The 14,487-nt window shown below is 59.8% G+C and carries 17 protein-coding genes; 8 read left to right on the forward strand and 9 right to left on the reverse strand.

Translation table 11 applies throughout. From position 1 onward, the window contains the following. Window positions 1-43 precede the first annotated feature (43 nt). Window positions 44-1,222: a hypothetical protein gene (locus ACIQUH_RS07020; RefSeq protein ID WP_400813358.1), complete on the reverse strand. Its 1,179-nt coding sequence runs from the start codon at window positions 1,220-1,222 to the stop codon at window positions 44-46. A 309-nt stretch (window positions 1,223-1,531) separates the two neighbouring features. Here ACIQUH_RS07020 and ACIQUH_RS07025 point away from each other — a divergent pair, with 309 nt between their 5' ends. Continuing rightward, window positions 1,532-1,900, forward strand: a complete 369-nt coding sequence (locus ACIQUH_RS07025) for an ArsR/SmtB family transcription factor (protein WP_400813359.1) — start codon at window positions 1,532-1,534, stop codon at window positions 1,898-1,900. Further along, complete coding sequence (locus tag ACIQUH_RS07030) at window positions 1,893-2,423, forward strand: SRPBCC family protein (protein ID WP_400813360.1); 531 nt, start codon at window positions 1,893-1,895, stop codon at window positions 2,421-2,423. Before ACIQUH_RS07025 ends, ACIQUH_RS07030 begins: the two co-directional genes overlap by 8 nt. Window positions 2,424-2,595: 172 nt before the next feature. Here ACIQUH_RS07030 and ACIQUH_RS07035 read toward each other — a convergent pair whose 3' ends face one another. After that, complete coding sequence (locus ACIQUH_RS07035) at window positions 2,596-3,441, reverse strand: aldo/keto reductase (protein ID WP_400813362.1); 846 nt, start codon at window positions 3,439-3,441, stop codon at window positions 2,596-2,598. 164 nt (window positions 3,442-3,605) lie between these two features. Between ACIQUH_RS07035 and ACIQUH_RS07040 the strand changes: the two genes are divergently transcribed. After that, a complete protein-coding gene (locus ACIQUH_RS07040; RefSeq protein ID WP_400813363.1) occupies window positions 3,606-4,199 on the forward strand; it encodes a LysE family translocator in 594 nt (197 codons plus the stop codon). A 6-nt stretch (window positions 4,200-4,205) separates the two neighbouring features. On the opposite strand, the gene ACIQUH_RS07045 is transcribed toward ACIQUH_RS07040, so the two are convergent. Genes ACIQUH_RS07045 through ACIQUH_RS07055 form a run of 3 tightly spaced genes read right to left on the reverse strand, consistent with a single transcriptional unit; the run spans window position 4,206 to window position 5,912 of the window. Continuing rightward, window positions 4,206-4,994 carry an anti-sigma factor family protein gene (locus ACIQUH_RS07045; RefSeq protein WP_400813364.1) on the reverse strand — a complete coding sequence of 263 codons (789 nt, stop codon included), beginning with the start codon at window positions 4,992-4,994 and terminating at the stop codon, window positions 4,206-4,208. Beyond that, a complete protein-coding gene (locus ACIQUH_RS07050; RefSeq protein ID WP_400813365.1) occupies window positions 4,991-5,548 on the reverse strand; it encodes an RNA polymerase sigma factor in 558 nt (185 codons plus the stop codon). The genes ACIQUH_RS07045 and ACIQUH_RS07050 overlap by 4 nt, the downstream gene beginning before the upstream one ends. Then, complete coding sequence (locus tag ACIQUH_RS07055; RefSeq protein WP_400813366.1) at window positions 5,532-5,912, reverse strand: hypothetical protein; 381 nt, start codon at window positions 5,910-5,912, stop codon at window positions 5,532-5,534. Before ACIQUH_RS07055 ends, ACIQUH_RS07050 begins: the two co-directional genes overlap by 17 nt. Before the next feature lie 134 nt (window positions 5,913-6,046). On the opposite strand from ACIQUH_RS07055, the gene ACIQUH_RS07060 reads away from it, so the two are divergent. Continuing rightward, entirely contained in the window at window positions 6,047-6,406 is a 360-nt protein-coding gene (locus ACIQUH_RS07060) for an ArsR/SmtB family transcription factor (protein WP_400813367.1), read from the forward strand. Beyond that, complete coding sequence (locus ACIQUH_RS07065; RefSeq protein ID WP_400813368.1) at window positions 6,403-6,885, forward strand: SRPBCC family protein; 483 nt, start codon at window positions 6,403-6,405, stop codon at window positions 6,883-6,885. Before ACIQUH_RS07060 ends, ACIQUH_RS07065 begins: the two co-directional genes overlap by 4 nt. 6 nt (window positions 6,886-6,891) lie before the next feature. On the opposite strand, the gene ACIQUH_RS07070 is transcribed toward ACIQUH_RS07065, so the two are convergent. Then, on the reverse strand, window positions 6,892-7,374 hold the full coding sequence (locus ACIQUH_RS07070) for a DUF2269 family protein (protein WP_400813369.1): 483 nt from the start codon (window positions 7,372-7,374) through the stop codon (window positions 6,892-6,894). Then, a complete protein-coding gene (locus ACIQUH_RS07075) occupies window positions 7,374-8,660 on the reverse strand; it encodes an SDR family oxidoreductase (protein ID WP_400813457.1) in 1,287 nt (428 codons plus the stop codon). The genes ACIQUH_RS07070 and ACIQUH_RS07075 overlap by 1 nt, the downstream gene beginning before the upstream one ends. Before the next feature lie 124 nt (window positions 8,661-8,784). Between ACIQUH_RS07075 and ACIQUH_RS07080 the strand changes: the two genes are divergently transcribed. Further along, window positions 8,785-9,912 carry an ATP-dependent RecD-like DNA helicase gene (locus ACIQUH_RS07080; RefSeq protein WP_059756749.1) on the forward strand — a complete coding sequence of 376 codons (1,128 nt, stop codon included), beginning with the start codon at window positions 8,785-8,787 and terminating at the stop codon, window positions 9,910-9,912. Window positions 9,913-10,019: 107 nt separating this feature from the next. Here the strand turns inward: ACIQUH_RS07080 and ACIQUH_RS07085 are convergent, their stop codons facing one another. Further along, window positions 10,020-10,718 (reverse strand): MerR family transcriptional regulator, encoded by a 699-nt coding sequence (locus ACIQUH_RS07085; RefSeq protein WP_400813370.1) that lies wholly within the window; start codon window positions 10,716-10,718, stop codon window positions 10,020-10,022. A 236-nt stretch (window positions 10,719-10,954) separates the two neighbouring features. Between ACIQUH_RS07085 and ACIQUH_RS07090 the strand changes: the two genes are divergently transcribed. Then, window positions 10,955-11,710: a pyridoxine 5'-phosphate synthase gene (locus ACIQUH_RS07090; protein ID WP_400813371.1), complete on the forward strand. Its 756-nt coding sequence runs from the start codon at window positions 10,955-10,957 to the stop codon at window positions 11,708-11,710. Between the two features lie 71 nt (window positions 11,711-11,781). After that, window positions 11,782-13,047 carry an NAD(P)/FAD-dependent oxidoreductase gene (locus ACIQUH_RS07095; RefSeq protein ID WP_400813373.1) on the forward strand — a complete coding sequence of 422 codons (1,266 nt, stop codon included), beginning with the start codon at window positions 11,782-11,784 and terminating at the stop codon, window positions 13,045-13,047. A 258-nt stretch (window positions 13,048-13,305) separates the two neighbouring features. Here the strand turns inward: ACIQUH_RS07095 and ACIQUH_RS07100 are convergent, their stop codons facing one another. Next, the gene (locus ACIQUH_RS07100) at window positions 13,306-14,352 is read right to left on the reverse strand and encodes an NAD(P)-dependent alcohol dehydrogenase (RefSeq protein WP_400813374.1); all 1,047 of its coding nucleotides are present in this window, start codon (window positions 14,350-14,352) and stop codon (window positions 13,306-13,308) included. Between the last annotated feature and the right edge of the window lie 135 nt (window positions 14,353-14,487).

Consider the following 14,487-nt stretch of genomic DNA (forward strand, 5'->3'; position numbering starts at 1 on the left):
CAATATCAAGCCCGCGCTACGTTGCGGGCTTGTGTTTTTCCAACTATAGTCCGGTGCGTTTTCCAAAGGGGATGATGCGTGCATTTCCTGCACGACCGGGGTTCTGCGGTGGTTCATCCGCGGGCCGCGTCACGACGAGACGACCGCCGACACCTTCGGCCAGCGCCGCGCTTTCGCGCATTCTGCGAAGCTGGGCCCGTGCTTCCGGTGTCGCCGTGCCGATCAGCCTTTCAACGCCGTCGACGCCACCTGGAACCGTCAGCCGACGTTTGGCATCAGGCATCGTATACCCATGTTCGCGAGAGTAGCGAAGGGTTAGTTGATAATGATCCGACAGGCCTTGTTCGGGATTTGCTCCGACATGGCAAACCCGGAAAGAAACGGAATCGTCCTCCACCCCGAAGATGTCGCCATCGGGGATGATATATCCGTTTTTCTCGGTAGCGATTTTGATGAAACTCAGGGCGCCCGCATATAATTCCGTCCAGGGAACCGGCGCGGCTTCCACGTGGATTTCCCGCCCAATATAGTCTGCTGCCCCCAAGGTGTGGATGCCGACATATTGCTTCGCCGATCCCCGGGGCGGTTCCGGACCGTAAAGGCAGGGATGAACCGTCAGCGGACCGATGGGCTCTCCCACGACTGTCGTGAAGTTGGCGGATGAAAACACCATGTTGCTCTGTGTCCAGTGGATCAGGCTTGCAGGCATTTCCGCGCAGATTGTTTCGCAGGCAATCGACAGGACTTTGATCCGCTCGAGAAACTCGGCAAGCGAATGTCCGGGCTGGTGCATGCCGAGTTCGTTGAACAGGCTCGAAATACCTTTTTCCCGCATCACGCCGCCGAATACACCGTGCTGCACATAGACAAGCAGATGGGATTTATGGCGTCTGATACGGTCTGTGGCATCGGGCACCAGCATGGTGGAGATTGGTGAGCCGAGTGTGCCAGCGAAAACGCCGTGATCCGCCGGCCTGGCCATGAACTCGATGGTGACCTGAAGATCGTTCGGCCCGAACATCTGCACATAGGTCGAAGACATTCCGGGGCACGTCAGGGGCATGCCGAGCCGGTTGAACACGGTTTGAAGCTGCTTGATCAGACCCGGTAATGGCGAGGAGGTGAAGTTGCCTTCCAAAAGGAGGGCTGCTTGCATTTGATTGGTATATTTCCCGATCATAATACTGGTGATCCCGATTAATATATCAGTATCATCACGCATTCCGGTTGCGCTATCGTAAATATAGATCGTGAAGTTTAATCAATCTCACTCTTTCATTTGACTTCTGTTATGATTATTAGAGTTTTTGTATATTGATATTTATTCGTGCTCATATTTCGTTCTTTGCGCTTCGATGTTTACGTTTCAAAGAATGCCAGTTGGCAATGAAGTTTCTCCGAATCTGATTCCGATCCGAAAACTCGATCCGCTGTTGTCAGCCGTTCGGCCTGTGGTTTGTCGTATCCATTCGATGAATTTATATTCAACCATATGGTTGACTTTCCGCGTCGACAGTCCATATTCAACAACATGGTTGAATTATCCGCTTCACATCTCGACACCGTCTTTCATGCCCTTGGCGACGCCACGCGACGCACGATGCTGCGTGACCTTTCCCGTGGAGAGCGAACGGTGAGCCAGTTGGCGCAACCCTTCGACATATCGCTCGCGGCAGTCTCGAAACATATCAAGGCGCTGGAAAATGCGGGGCTTATCCGCCGCGAGGTGAGGGGGCGCATCCATGTCTGCCGCCTTTCGCCCGAACGGTTGGCGGAGGCACATGAATGGCTGGATTTCTACCGGCAGTTCTGGGGCAGTCGCCTCGATATTCTTGAGCAGATGCTCAGGGAGGAAGATCAGGGAAAAATCCCTACAGATGGAGGAAATGACAATGGCTGATATAGCAATGCCTGACGCCTATGGTCGTCTCGTCGAGCCCACCACCTTAAAGATCGAACGGCTGCTGCCAGGACCGATCGAGCGGGTATGGGCCTATCTGACACAAAGCGATCTTCGCCGCCGCTGGCTGGCATCGGGCGAAATGCGGCTTGCGGCGGATGCGCCGTTCGAGCTCGTCTGGCGTAACGACGAGCTTTCCGATCCGCCGGGCCGTCGCCCCGAAGGCTTTTCCGAAGAGCACAGGATGGCTTCCCGCATCATCACCGTCGTTCCACCGCACCGCCTCGTCTTCAGTTGGGGCGAGGGCGCGGAAGTGTCCATCGAGCTTCAGGCCCTGGGCAAGGACGTGCTTCTGACGCTGATCCATCGCCGGCTGGCGGACCGTACGACCAAGCTCAATGTCAGCGCCGGCTGGCACGTGCACCTCGATATTCTCGCAGCCCGGCTTCAGGAAGAGGAGCCCGGTCCCTTCTGGGATACCTGGCTGGGGCTGAAAGAGGAATATGAGCAGCGCATACCGTAATGATCGCGATGCGTTCTCATGATCTGACGGCGCGGCTTGTCGCGCCGTTTCGGCTGGTCCGTGCCTGATGTCTGATGCCCGAACAACAAGCCTGCTCATCGGCGTGGCGTTCACATTCCGATTCAACCGCTTGAGCGATTGATTCCGAAGAGTTTCGTAACTCTCTGTTCCCTCACAGCATTTCCAGCGAGGTCTTGCGTGTTGGCGGCGGGAAGACGGCATCCAGTGCTGCCAAGTCTTCCTCGGTTATTTCAAGATCGGTCGCGCCGCGATTTTCCTCGACACGGGAAACGCTGGCGGATTTCGGAATGGCGATGACGCCGTCCCTTTCCAGAAGAAAGGCCAGCGCCAGTTGCGCCGGTGTCGCCTGATAGGCCTTGGCGATGCGGATGAGTTCGTGGTTCTTCAAAATGCGGCCCTGCTCGATGGGGGAATAGGCCATCAGCGGCACGCCGCGCTCCTGGCACCAGGGTAGCAGCGAAAACTCGGGTCCACGCCGGGACAGGTTGTAGAGTACCTGATTGGCGGCGCAGTTCTTGCCGCCGGGAACCGCAAAAAGCTCCTCCATGTCGTCTGTATCGAAATTGGAGACGCCCCAGTCGCCGATCTTGCCGTCGCTCTTCAGCCTTTCGAAAGCCGCCACGGTTTCTTCGAGGGGATGCTCGCCGCGCCAATGCAGCAGATAGAGGTCGATGTGATTTGTGCCAAGCCTTGAAAGGCTGCGCTCGCAGGCCTCCGCCGTGCCTCTGGCGCTGGCGTTCCAGGGATAGACCTTGCTGACCAGAAACACGTCGTCCCGTTGGCCGGCAATGGCCGCGCCGACCACCTCTTCCGATCGGCCATCCGCATACATTTCCGCCGTGTCGATCAGCGTCATGCCAAGATCGATCGCCTTGCGGATGCTTTCGACCTCCTGTGGCGCGGATGATCGCGTCTCCCCCATGTTCCAGGTGCCGAGGCCAAGGGCCGGAACCTCCTTTCCGGAGGGCAGGGTGACGGAAGGAATATCGTCATACATGGGGTCGCTCCAGCGGTTGTTGATTGAACAATAGAACTTTGTTCCGACTTCTCAAAGCCGGCACGGACAGGATCGATCCATCAAAAAAATTGACCTCGACCATCGATCCGGCGGGGTGGCCTGATGGTGGCCCGGCGGATAGGATTTTGGCTCAAGGAGAGATCATGACCATCGAAACTTTCATCGCGCTGGTGCTGTTTGCCTTCACCACCTCCATCACGCCCGGCCCGAACAACATGATGCTGTTTGCGTCAGGCGTGAATTTCAGTTTCCGCCGCACCATCCCGCATATGCTGGGCATCGGCGCGGGGTTTCTGTCGCTGCTGATCGGGGTCGGCTTCGGTCTCGGCGCGTTGCTGCATTCGGTGCCCGTGCTCTACACCGGGCTGAAATTCGCAGGCGGGCTCTATCTCGTCTGGATCGCGTGGAAGATCGGCACCTCGCGCAGCCTCAGCGAAGGTTCGGCCGCATCCGAGCCGATGAGTTTCCTCGCAGCCGCCGCCTTTCAATGGGTCAACCCGAAGGCCTGGGTGATGGCGGTGACGGCGATGGCGACCTATACGGATGAGGGGCAATATTTCATCACCGTCCTTGTCGTCGGGGTGGCCTTCGCCGCGGTCAATCTTCCCAGCGTTTCCACCTGGGCCGGTTTCGGTTCGGCCCTGCGCGACTGGCTGGCTGTCCCGGTCCGGCTCAAATGGTTCAATATCACCATGGCCGTACTTCTCGTCATCAGCCTCTGGCCGATGCTGAAATAGCGGTCTTCACGTCGGAAATTGCCGGTAACATTCCTCCGCGATTGCCTGCACCTCGTCGCGCGTCAGCTCGGCGGACACGGCGTAGCCCAGTTCATTGTCGATCCAGTAGAAGGTCTCGATGCCGTCGGCGCTGGCCATGCGGAAGCTGGTGGTGCGGTTTTCCTCATTATGGCCGATCAGCACCGTCACCCGGCGGCCGGTCTTGTCCTGATACATCAGCATCGCACCCGGCTTGCCGCTGACGGGGATAAGACGCCCGCCGACGAGGTCGTATCCGATCTTCGAGAGATCGGGGATGGTGAAGGGGTAACCGAGCCGCTTGCCGAGCCATGTGGCGAGATGCTGCTGTTCTCCGGCGCCGACTTCGACGGGATGGCGCACCTCGCTCGCATAGATGAGATAGGCGGATTTCGCCTGTGCCGGAATATCCGTCGTCAGCGACGCCAGGGTCACGTCCTGCGGCGTGGAAAAAGACGGCGGCAGAAGCCTGCCCGCCGCAGCACCCGCCACGAAGATCAAGAGGGCTGCCGCTGTTTGCAGGAGAACCGGTTTTGCCCGCCATGCGCTATCCCTCTTTTGCGGATTGAGCATCGATGCATCATGCGGATGCGCGGCGGCATAGGAGGCAAAGGCATTGCGCAGAATATCGGCCTGATTTCTCCACGCCTGCACCCGGGCCTGGTCTTCCGGTCTTTCCGCCAGCCAGGCCTCGACAGCCGCGCGATCGTCGTCGGAAAGAAGTCCGTCGACATAGGCGTGCAGATCGTCTTCGGTTATGGCCTCTAGCCGTTTCATCGTGGTCTCCGCAGGGGAATGATATTATCCGCCGCCAGATGTTGGCGAAGGGTCTCGCGGGCGCGGGACAGTCTGGACATGACGGTGCCGAGCGGGATCGACAATGTCTCGGCCGCCTCCTGATAGCTGTAACCCTCCACCGTCACCAGCATCAGCACCGCGCGCATATCAGGCGAAAGAAGGGCGAGCGCGCCATGCAGGCGGTCGTTCTCCAGCGTGTCGGAGAGCGTCTCCGTGACGGCGATGCTCTCATGGCCGTCCAGGCTCTCGGACGGGTGGCGTTTCTCGGCGCGGTGGCGGTTACGATAAAGATTCGTCATTATCGTGTAAGCCCATGTTTTCAAACCCGTTCCGCGCCATTGCCTTTTATTGGCCAGCGCCTTTTCCACGCAGTCCTGCAAGAGGTCCTCGCCATCGGCGTCGGAACGGGAAAGGCTGCGGGAATAACGGCGCAGCATGGGCATCAGCGCCAGCATTTCGGTTTCGAAACTGCCGGCTGCGGGGGAATGGTTCCCCCGCTTTTCGTCCGTCATGCCATCAGGGTTTTGCGGCATCCCATACACCGTTCATACCGTCGCCGGTGGCGTCGCCTTTTTTCGTGTCCTTGACCCAGTAATAAAGCGGCATGCCGTCCTTCGCCCATTGCATCTTGCCATCCTTGCGCTTCACGAGGGAATAGGCGCCCTCGGCCTTGTCGCTGGCGGCTGCGAAAAACGGCGGCCAGTTCACCGCGCATTTGTCATAACAATTGGATACGCCCTTCTTGTCGTTCTTGAAAGTGTAGAGCGTCATGCCTTTTTCGCCCGCCAGCACATCGCCCTTGGCGGTCTTGACGGTTTCGACCGCAGGGGCTGCATAGGCCGTTCCGGCAAAAGCCAGAACGAGGGTGGGAACGATAAAGCGGATCTTCATGGACATATCCTCCTTGGTTCGGGGGCGGGCTCAAGCCGCCAGCACATCAAGAGACACCGCAACCCTATTGATTATTCCCCGTTTCGAATATTTTTAAACTTATCCATTGAGCTAAGTGTTTTGTCGTGATAGTTAGCCTTATGGAAAACTATTCAGACGCGCTCGACGACATCTTCCAGTCTCTTGCCGATCCGACCCGCAGGGCAGTGATCCTGCGGCTGGGCGGCGGGGAGGCGAGCATCGGAACGCTGGCCGAACCCTTCGACATGGCCTTGCCATCCTTCATGAAACATATCCGCCAGCTGGAGGAGGCGGGGCTGATCGTGACCCGCAAGCAGGGGCGTGTCCGGTTCTGCGCGCTGGAGAAACAGCGGTTTTCCATGCTCGATGGCTGGCTTTCGCAGCAGCGCGCCATCTGGGAGGGCCGCACCGACCGGCTCGAGCAATTTGTCATGGCGCAACAGGACAGGATGTCCAGCAAAGGGGAGAATGACCAATGACCGAGACTTTCAATCCCGATCTCGACCTGAAGATTTCACGCATCATAAGGGCGCCGCGCCGGCTCGTCTGGAATGCCTGGACGGACAAGGCCAGCCTCGAACAATGGTGGGTGCCGCATCCCGGCCAATGCCGCGTCGACCGCATGGAGCTTTATCCTGGCGGTGCTTTCGAGACACGCTACAGCGAGGATGGGGCGGCATTCGGTCCGCATGTCAACGGATGTTTCCTGGCGGTGGATCATGAGGAGCGTCTCATCTTCACCGATGCGCTGACTGCGGGTTTCCGGCCCTCTGCAGAGCCGTTCCTCACCGCCGTGATGACGTTTCGCGAGCACCCCGAGGGCATGGAATACGTAGCCTATGCCATGCACAACAACCTGGCCGACCGCGACAGGCATGCGGAGATGGGCTTCTTCGACGGCTGGAACACGGTTGCGGAGCAGCTGGCGCAGCTTGTCGAGAAGCAGGCGGCGCATTGAGCCGCATCAGCCGAACAGAGGAATATCCGGCTTGTTGAGCATGAGCCAGATGATGCCGAGAACCGCGAAGAAGGCGGGAAAACCGCAGGCGAACCAGATGCGGTAAAGGCGGAACCACTGGGCCGGCAAGGCTTGTCCGGTGGCGGCGCAATCACGGGCGATATCGCGCAGCCTGATCTGGATCCACACCACCGGCAGCCAGAAAATGCCGGTGAAGACATAAAGGCCAAGCGAAAGGGCGATCCAGCCTTCCGTCAGCGGCCAGCCGATGATGCGCGCCAGAAAATAGCCGGTCACCGGCTGGATGATCGCGGCGGTGGCGGTGAAGATCGTATCGGCAATGACGACCGTGCCGGCCACATGCGCGATCAGCGCCGGGTTTGCCGTTCGCCGTGCCATCACCATAAAAAAGGCGATGCCCGCGCCGGTGCCGAACAGCACCGTCGCGCCGATGACATGGGCGAGCCGCAGCAGTTCCTCAAGCGTCATCAGCGTTCATCCAGCGTGGCGAGGGCAACGAGCGTCAGGGCGATGGAAGGCAGAACCTTGACAAGGGGACCGAGGGGATCGAGCCACAGGCCCGGTTCCAGCAGGCTACCGCCCGTCAGATAGGCGGCGCTGACCAGCAGCATGCCGATGAGCGCCTTTCCGGCGAGTGGGCGCAGCAGCACGGTGACGCCGAGGGCGATATCGATGAGGCAGGTGACAAGTGTGAGGGTCACGGCCGGCGCCTTCGGCATGAAGGCCAGAAAATGCGCCGCCGCGCGGTCGATTTCGAACAGCGGAATAAGGCCGGACAACAGCCAGAATAGAGACAGGCAGAGGATGACCAGCGGTTTCAGCAGATAAGATCTGGCAAACCACAGGTCCTGCACGCCGGATGGATGGGCCGTCAGCGTCTGTTTCAGGCTCTTGAGCGGCGGCGTCACCGGTTGCAACCTCTCTTCGGTGACGATGCCTTCCGACATGACCTTCATGGCGGTCGAGCGGAGCGGGGAGCGCCAACCGAGCCTGCCCGCGGCATCCGCCAACAGGCTGACGGGCCGCATGAGGGCTGCCGGAAGGTTTACGACGGGTGCGGGGGACAGTCCGAGCCATTGTCGGTGCGCGGTAACGACATCCTGCAATGTCAGCGTTTCTTCAGCGGCGAGTTCGAGATCGCTGCCGGGTGGAATTTCACCATCGATGGCCGCACAGACGGCTTCCGCCACATCCTCGACCGCGACCGTTCGAACCGGCATTGTGCCATTGACGAGCGGGAGAAGGAAAGGAAAGCCGGCAAGCGCGCGCACCAGCGCCGTGCCGCCATGGGCATTGCGTCCGACAACCAGCGCTGGGCGCAGAATGACGTAAGGCAGGTCACTTGCGGTGAGCGCCTGATCGGCATGGCGTTTGGTGGCGAGAAATGGCAGGTCGGCCGCGGCTCCCGCTGTGCGGGCCGATATCTGGATGACGCGCTTGCCGCCCGCCTGCGCCGCCGCCTCGTAAAGCGCCAGCATGGCTTTTTCCTGTGTCGCCGCCAGATCGTCCGACAAGCCGTCCTGAAGTGCGCCGGCGCAATTGACGATGACGTCGTGATCCCTGACCAGCCTGTCCCAGTCCGCCGCCCGTGTCATGCGGGCGAGATCGGCGGAAATCCAGATCGCGAAAGGCCACTTGTCCCGCGCGCGGGCGACAGAGCGCGCCAGACCGCTGACGGCATGGCCACGGCCGTGCAGACTTGCTGTCACTTCCGAACCGATGAAACCTGTCGCGCCGAGAATCAATATCTTCATGCCGGGCATGATAGCGATCATGCCTTAAAAACCAGCCGTGTTTTATTGCCGCATTCTGGCGGGATGATTCATCTTTCGTTCTTTTTCTGTTGCGCATCAGGCTCGAATCCTGCGATGAGGGCGCATGTTATTTTCACCGCAACAGGACGAAGCGCTCAAGGCTGTTTCCCGCTGGCTGAAGGAAGGCCGGACGCCGGTTTTCCGGCTGTTCGGTTATGCCGGAACGGGCAAGACGACGCTTGCCAAGCATTTTGCGGAAAATGTCGATGGCGAGGTGCTGTTTGCGGCCTTCACCGGCAAGGCGGCGCAGGTGCTGCGTTCGCGCGGGGCGACAAATGCCCGCACCATCCATTCGCTGATCTACCGCCCGCGCGGCGAAGAAACGGTGGAGGACGAGGAGACCGGCAAGACCTCGATCGCGCCGATGTTCTCCATCAACCGCCAGAGCCCGCTCGCCAAGGCGGCGCTCATCATCATCGATGAATGTTCGATGGTGGACGAGCAGCTCGGCAAGGATCTGATGAGTTTTGGCACGCCCATCCTCGTCCTTGGCGATCCGGGGCAGCTGCCGCCGGTTTCGGGCGGTGGCTTTTTCACCGAGCAGGAGCCGGATTATCTGCTGTCGGAAATTCACCGTCAGGCCAAGGACAATCCCATCATCCATCTTGCCATGGATGTGCGGGAAGGTCGCGAGATCATGCGCGGCGATTACGGGACAGCGCAGGTGATTTCCAAATCCGAAGTGACGCAGTCGCTGGTGCTCGATGCCGACCAGGTGTTGGTCGGCACCAACCGCACCCGCCGCCGCTACAATCAGCGGCTTCGCGAGCTGAAGGGGTTTACCGCCGATTACCCGCAATCCGGCGACAAGCTGGTCTGCCTCCGGAACGATCCGGCCAAAGGCCTGCTCAACGGCTCGCTCTGGCAGGTGATGAGCTCTTCGCGCGAGACGGTGAAGCCCGGCATCAACCTGATGATCCGGCCGGAAGACGACGATATGGATCGCGGTGCGGCCAAGATCAAATTGCTGAAGGCGGCCTTCGAGGATGTGGAGACCGAAATTCCTTGGTCGACCCGCAAGCGTTATGACGAATTCGATTTCGGTTATGCGCTGACCGTGCACAAGGCGCAGGGTTCGCAATGGAACAATGTGGTTCTCTTCGACGAGAGCTATGCCTTCCGGGATTCCCGCGAAAGGTGGCTTTACACCGCCATCACGCGCGCGGCGGAAACCCTGACGATCGTTCGCTGAGATAGAGCATTTCCGGTTAATAACGGGCGCAGCGTCAATGCTCTATCTTTTTGTCTACGTATTGTCCGGACGGAAAACCGCTGTGCACTTTTCCTGGAAATGCCCTGTCAGGCGCGGATGACGCCGAGCAGAACCGCCTTGGCGACTGCCTGAAAGCGGTTGCTGGCATTGAACTTGCCGATGATCTTCGCCTCCAGCATGTTGAGATCGCTGCCGGAAAGGCCAAGAGCACGGGCAAGACGCACCGGGGCATAACCCTCCGCCATCAGTTCCAGGCATTTTCGTTCGGTGTCGGTCAGGGCGATATCCTTCGCCGGAGCCCGTTCCGCGCCATCCATGCCATCCGCATCCTCGTCGGTGACCAGCAGCTCCTCGATCTGCTGGGCCTGGCGCTGAAGGGTGGAAAGCTCGGCGGTCAATTCCCGCTTCCGCTGCCGCAGCGCGGCGTGGAATATATCGTCCGCCTCTTCCTGCGAGAGCGAACGGACGAGCTTTTCCATGATTTCGGTAATTGCGGCGACGGAAATGCCCACTTCGCGGCAGACGTTGATGACGGCCATGCGCTGGACGTTGCGGTGGGTGTAGACCCGCATCTGGCCGATGCGCTTGGAGGTCAGCAGCGCTTTTTCCTCGTAAAAATGCAGCGTCCGGTGGGTCACCCCGAAGATATTGGCCATATCGGCGATGGGGACGGGCTCCGCGGGCAGGGAGGAGGGCAGGCTTATGTCAGGTAAAAAGCTGCTGACCCTTAGATTGGGTTTATCCTCGTCGCCGTGACTTCCGAACGGCATACGGCCATCCTGCATTGTCTCCCCCTTTGCGCTCTTTGACAGTGTGCCTGCCTTTTTAAAGGTGTCCGTTGCTTGTTCCCCCAAGCCGGACATGTTTTCCGATCAAGACCTCATGCCAAACGCTACATCAGAACCGTAACGTGTATTGTCTGTTTTCGTTCCCGCAATAATAAAAAATTTGCCGGCCTCCTTGCGATTGGCCTCAACCTGCGTGAAACAGGATGTCAATTCCGAACCGGAGCGCCGATGCCATGCCCGCAAAACTTTCTGTCAATCTGAACGCAATTGCCATGTTACGCAACCGTCGCGATCTTCCATGGCCGGATGTCGCGCATTTCGGGCATATTGCACTGGCGGCGGGGGCAAGCGGGCTGACTGTACACCCGCGGCCGGATCAGCGCCATATCCGCTTTTCCGATCTGCCGGTGCTGCGTGCGCTCATCGACGACCGCTTCCCCGGTGCAGAGTTCAACATCGAAGGGTATCCGACCGAGGATTTTCTCGTTCTTTGCGAGAAGACCCAGCCCGAGCAGGTGACGCTGGTGCCCGATGACCCGTCGCAGGCGACGTCCGACCACGGCTGGGATTTCCGCAAACACGGCGTTTTCCTGAAAGACGTGGTGGGACGCCTGAAGGCTGGCGGCATGCGTGTTTCGCTTTTTGCCGATGGCGACGGAGACCGCGAGCCGGTGGAGCTGGCGGCCGAAACAGGTGCGGCGCGTATCGAACTTTACACCGGTCCCTATGGCGGCTGTTTTGACGATCCGCAAAAGGCTGACGCGCTTGTCGAGAAGCTGGGGCAGACGGCAGACCATGCCAAAGCGCTCGGCCTTGCCGTCAATGCCGGCCATGACCTTACGGTCGCAAACCTGCCCAAGCTGATGAAACATATCCCTTATCTGGCCGAGGTTTCCATTGGTCACGGGCTGACGGCGGATGCGCTGGAGTTTGGCATGGCTGAAACAGTCCGGCGTTTTTGTCGCGCCTGCGGTCAGGCTATTGCATAACCAAAGTCAATTTTTTTGCCTATAGTTAGCTGGCGCATGCTCCGTGCGCGAGCTTTTGAAGGCAGAGACATATGCAAGAACATCATGTTGTCGTCGTGGGTGGAGGCTTCGGCGGTTTGCAACTGGTACACGGGCTGGAGGGGGCCCCTGTCCGCATCACCTTGATAGATCGCCGCAATCATCACCTGTTCCAGCCATTGCTGTATCAGGTGGCGACCACGGCTCTCGCGACATCCGAAATTGCCTGGCCCATCCGCCATCTCTACCGCGACCGCAAGGAGGTGACGACCTTGCTTGCCGAGGTGACCGGTGTGGACCGGGCGGCACGAACGGTGCATCTGAATTCGGGTGAAGCGATCCACTTCGACACGCTGGTGCTGGCCACCGGCGCGCGCCATGCCTATTTCGGCCGTGACGAGTGGGAGCGTTCCGCCCCCGGCCTCAAGACGCTGGAAGATGCGACGACAATCCGCCGCCGCCTGCTTCTGGCCTTCGAAAGGGCCGAACTTGCCACCAGTGAGGAGGAACGGCAGGCGCAGCTGACCTTCGTCATCATCGGGGCAGGCCCGACGGGCGTGGAAATGGCCGGCATGATCGCCGAACTGGCCCACAAGGCGCTGCCGGCGGAATTCCGCAATGTGGACACCCGGAAGACCCGCGTGCTGCTCGTCGAAGCCGGCCCCCGCGTCCTGCCTGTTTTCACCGAGGACCTTTCCGCCTATGCCAAGGAAGCGCTTGAGAAGCTCGGCGTCGAGGTTTTGCTGGGCACGCCGGTGACGGCTTGCAGCGACGACGGTGTGACGGTGGGCGAGACCTATTATCCCTGCCGCACCGTGGTCTGGGCCGCCGGGGTGCAGGCGTCGCCCGCCGCCAAATGGCTTGATGCTGCCGCGGACAGGGCGGGGCGGGCCATCGTCGGACCGCATCTCAATCTCGAAGACGATGCCGATATCTTCGTCATCGGCGATACGGCCGCCGTCAATCAGGAGAACGGCAAGCCGGTGCCGGGCATTGCGCCCGCGGCAAAGCAGCAGGGCGCTTATGTTGCGAGGGTCATCAGGGCGCGGCTGGAGGGTAAGCCCTTGCCGGCGCCTTTCCGTTACAGCCATCAGGGCAATCTCGCCACCATCGGTAAACGCGCGGCGGTGATCGATTTCGGCAGGTTCAAGCTGAGGGGCGTGCTGGCGTGGTGGATATGGGGGCTTGCCCATATCTACTTTTTGATTGGGACCCGGTCGCGGCTTGCCGTGGCGTGGAGCTGGCTGTGGATTTATCTGAGCGGCCAGCACAGTGCGCGGCTGATTACCCAGAAAGAGACGCTGAAGGACGAGGGTTAAGGGTAGGCGGTTGAGGAAAAAGGGCGGGAAGCCAGCACTGCATTCTCTCTGCTCAGGGTGCGATGAAGCTTGTGAGCCTCCCTCCGTCATGCTCGGGCTTGTCCCGAGCATCTACAACGTAGCGAGTTGACGTGACATTGGCAGATCCTCGGCACAAGGCCGAGGATGAGGTCGAGTATGGCGAAAGGCCTTTCAAAAGATGGGGCGGGATTGGTGCTTCCCGCCCCTTTTTCAATCAAGACGTCGTCTTGATGTGCATCACGCGTCGAGCGAGGCCATGTCGATGACGAAGCGGTAACGCACGTCACTCTTCAGCACGCGCTCATAGGCTTCGTTGACGTCCTTGATGTCGATCTTCTCGATTTCCGAAACGATGTCGTGCTTGCCGCAGAAATCCAGCATTTCCTGGGTTTCCTTGATCGAGCCGATCATCGAGCCGGCCAGCGAACGACGGCCGGGAATGACCGAGAATGCGTGGACCGGGATCGCATGTTCCGGCACGCCGAGCAGAACCATCGTGCCGTTGACCTTCAGCAGGTTGAGATAGGCGTTCCAGTCGATTTCGGCCGAAACGGTGCACAGGATCAGGTCGAAGGTGCCGGCGAGCTTCTCGAAGGTCGAGGCGTCGCTGGTGGCGTAATAGTCCTTCGCGCCGAGCTTGAGGCCGTCTTCCTTCTTCGACAGGGACTGGGAGAGAACGGTGATATCAGCGCCCATGGCCGAGCCGATCTTCACGCCCATATGGCCAAGGCCACCCATGCCGACAATTGCAACCTTCTTGCCGGGGCCGGCATTCCAGTGCTGCAGCGGCGAATAGAGCGTGATGCCGGCGCAGAGAAGCGGCGCGGAGGCGTCAAGAGGCAGGTTTTCCGGAATGGCGAGGACGTAGTCTTCCCTGACGACGATATGGTCGGAGTAACCGCCCTGGGTCGCGGTCTTGCCGTCGCGTTCCACGGAATTGTAGGTCTGCACGAGACCCGGAAGGTACTGCTCGTTATCGACATCGCGCGTGGCGCAGCCGACGCAGGAATCGACGAAGCAGCCGACGCCGACATGGTCGCCGACCTTGAACCTGGTGACCTTGGAGCCAACGGCGCGGACGACACCGGCGATTTCGTGGCCCGGAACGATCGGGTACACGGCATTGTGCCATTCGTTGCGGACGGTGTGGATGTCCGAGTGGCAGATGCCGGCATATTTGATATCGATGACGACGTCGTCATCATTCGGCTCGCGGCGTTCGAAGGTGAACGGGGTAAGCGGCTTCGACGCGTCGGTCGCAGCATAACCTCTTGCAATAGCCATCTGAATATCCTTTCGGGAGTTGGGGACGGCGGACTATGCGATGGAAGCGTCAAGGGGCGTTAGAGCGATCCTCCGAGCTTCTTGCACGATCCTGCAAAAAATACCCGTGTGCTCTTTGCGGATGCCGGGCGGCTT

Source organism: Agrobacterium sp. NPDC090283, from assembly GCF_044769685.1.
GTDB lineage: Bacteria > Pseudomonadota > Alphaproteobacteria > Rhizobiales > Rhizobiaceae > Agrobacterium.

Coding starts and splice junctions, on each gene's coding strand:
- ACIQUH_RS07075 (WP_400813457.1), bottom strand. CDS start 8,660: ATGAAGATATTGATTCTCGGCGCGACAGGTTTCATCGGTTCGGAAGTG.
- ACIQUH_RS07055 (WP_400813366.1), bottom strand. CDS start 5,912: ATGTCCATGAAGATCCGCTTTATCGTTCCCACCCTCGTTCTGGCTTTT.
- ACIQUH_RS07085 (WP_400813370.1), bottom strand. CDS start 10,718: ATGCAGGATGGCCGTATGCCGTTCGGAAGTCACGGCGACGAGGATAAA.
- ACIQUH_RS07095 (WP_400813373.1), top strand. CDS start 11,782: ATGCAAGAACATCATGTTGTCGTCGTGGGTGGAGGCTTCGGCGGTTTG.
- ACIQUH_RS07025 (WP_400813359.1), top strand. CDS start 1,532: ATGGTTGAATTATCCGCTTCACATCTCGACACCGTCTTTCATGCCCTT.
- ACIQUH_RS07065 (WP_400813368.1), top strand. CDS start 6,403: ATGACCGAGACTTTCAATCCCGATCTCGACCTGAAGATTTCACGCATC.
- ACIQUH_RS07070 (WP_400813369.1), bottom strand. CDS start 7,374: ATGACGCTTGAGGAACTGCTGCGGCTCGCCCATGTCATCGGCGCGACG.
- ACIQUH_RS07060 (WP_400813367.1), top strand. CDS start 6,047: ATGGAAAACTATTCAGACGCGCTCGACGACATCTTCCAGTCTCTTGCC.
- ACIQUH_RS07030 (WP_400813360.1), top strand. CDS start 1,893: ATGGCTGATATAGCAATGCCTGACGCCTATGGTCGTCTCGTCGAGCCC.
- ACIQUH_RS07080 (WP_059756749.1), top strand. CDS start 8,785: ATGTTATTTTCACCGCAACAGGACGAAGCGCTCAAGGCTGTTTCCCGC.
- ACIQUH_RS07040 (WP_400813363.1), top strand. CDS start 3,606: ATGACCATCGAAACTTTCATCGCGCTGGTGCTGTTTGCCTTCACCACC.
- ACIQUH_RS07100 (WP_400813374.1), bottom strand. CDS start 14,352: ATGGCTATTGCAAGAGGTTATGCTGCGACCGACGCGTCGAAGCCGCTT.
- ACIQUH_RS07020 (WP_400813358.1), bottom strand. CDS start 1,222: ATGCGTGATGATACTGATATATTAATCGGGATCACCAGTATTATGATC.
- ACIQUH_RS07035 (WP_400813362.1), bottom strand. CDS start 3,441: ATGTATGACGATATTCCTTCCGTCACCCTGCCCTCCGGAAAGGAGGTT.
- ACIQUH_RS07045 (WP_400813364.1), bottom strand. CDS start 4,994: ATGAAACGGCTAGAGGCCATAACCGAAGACGATCTGCACGCCTATGTC.
- ACIQUH_RS07050 (WP_400813365.1), bottom strand. CDS start 5,548: ATGCCGCAAAACCCTGATGGCATGACGGACGAAAAGCGGGGGAACCAT.
- ACIQUH_RS07090 (WP_400813371.1), top strand. CDS start 10,955: ATGCCCGCAAAACTTTCTGTCAATCTGAACGCAATTGCCATGTTACGC.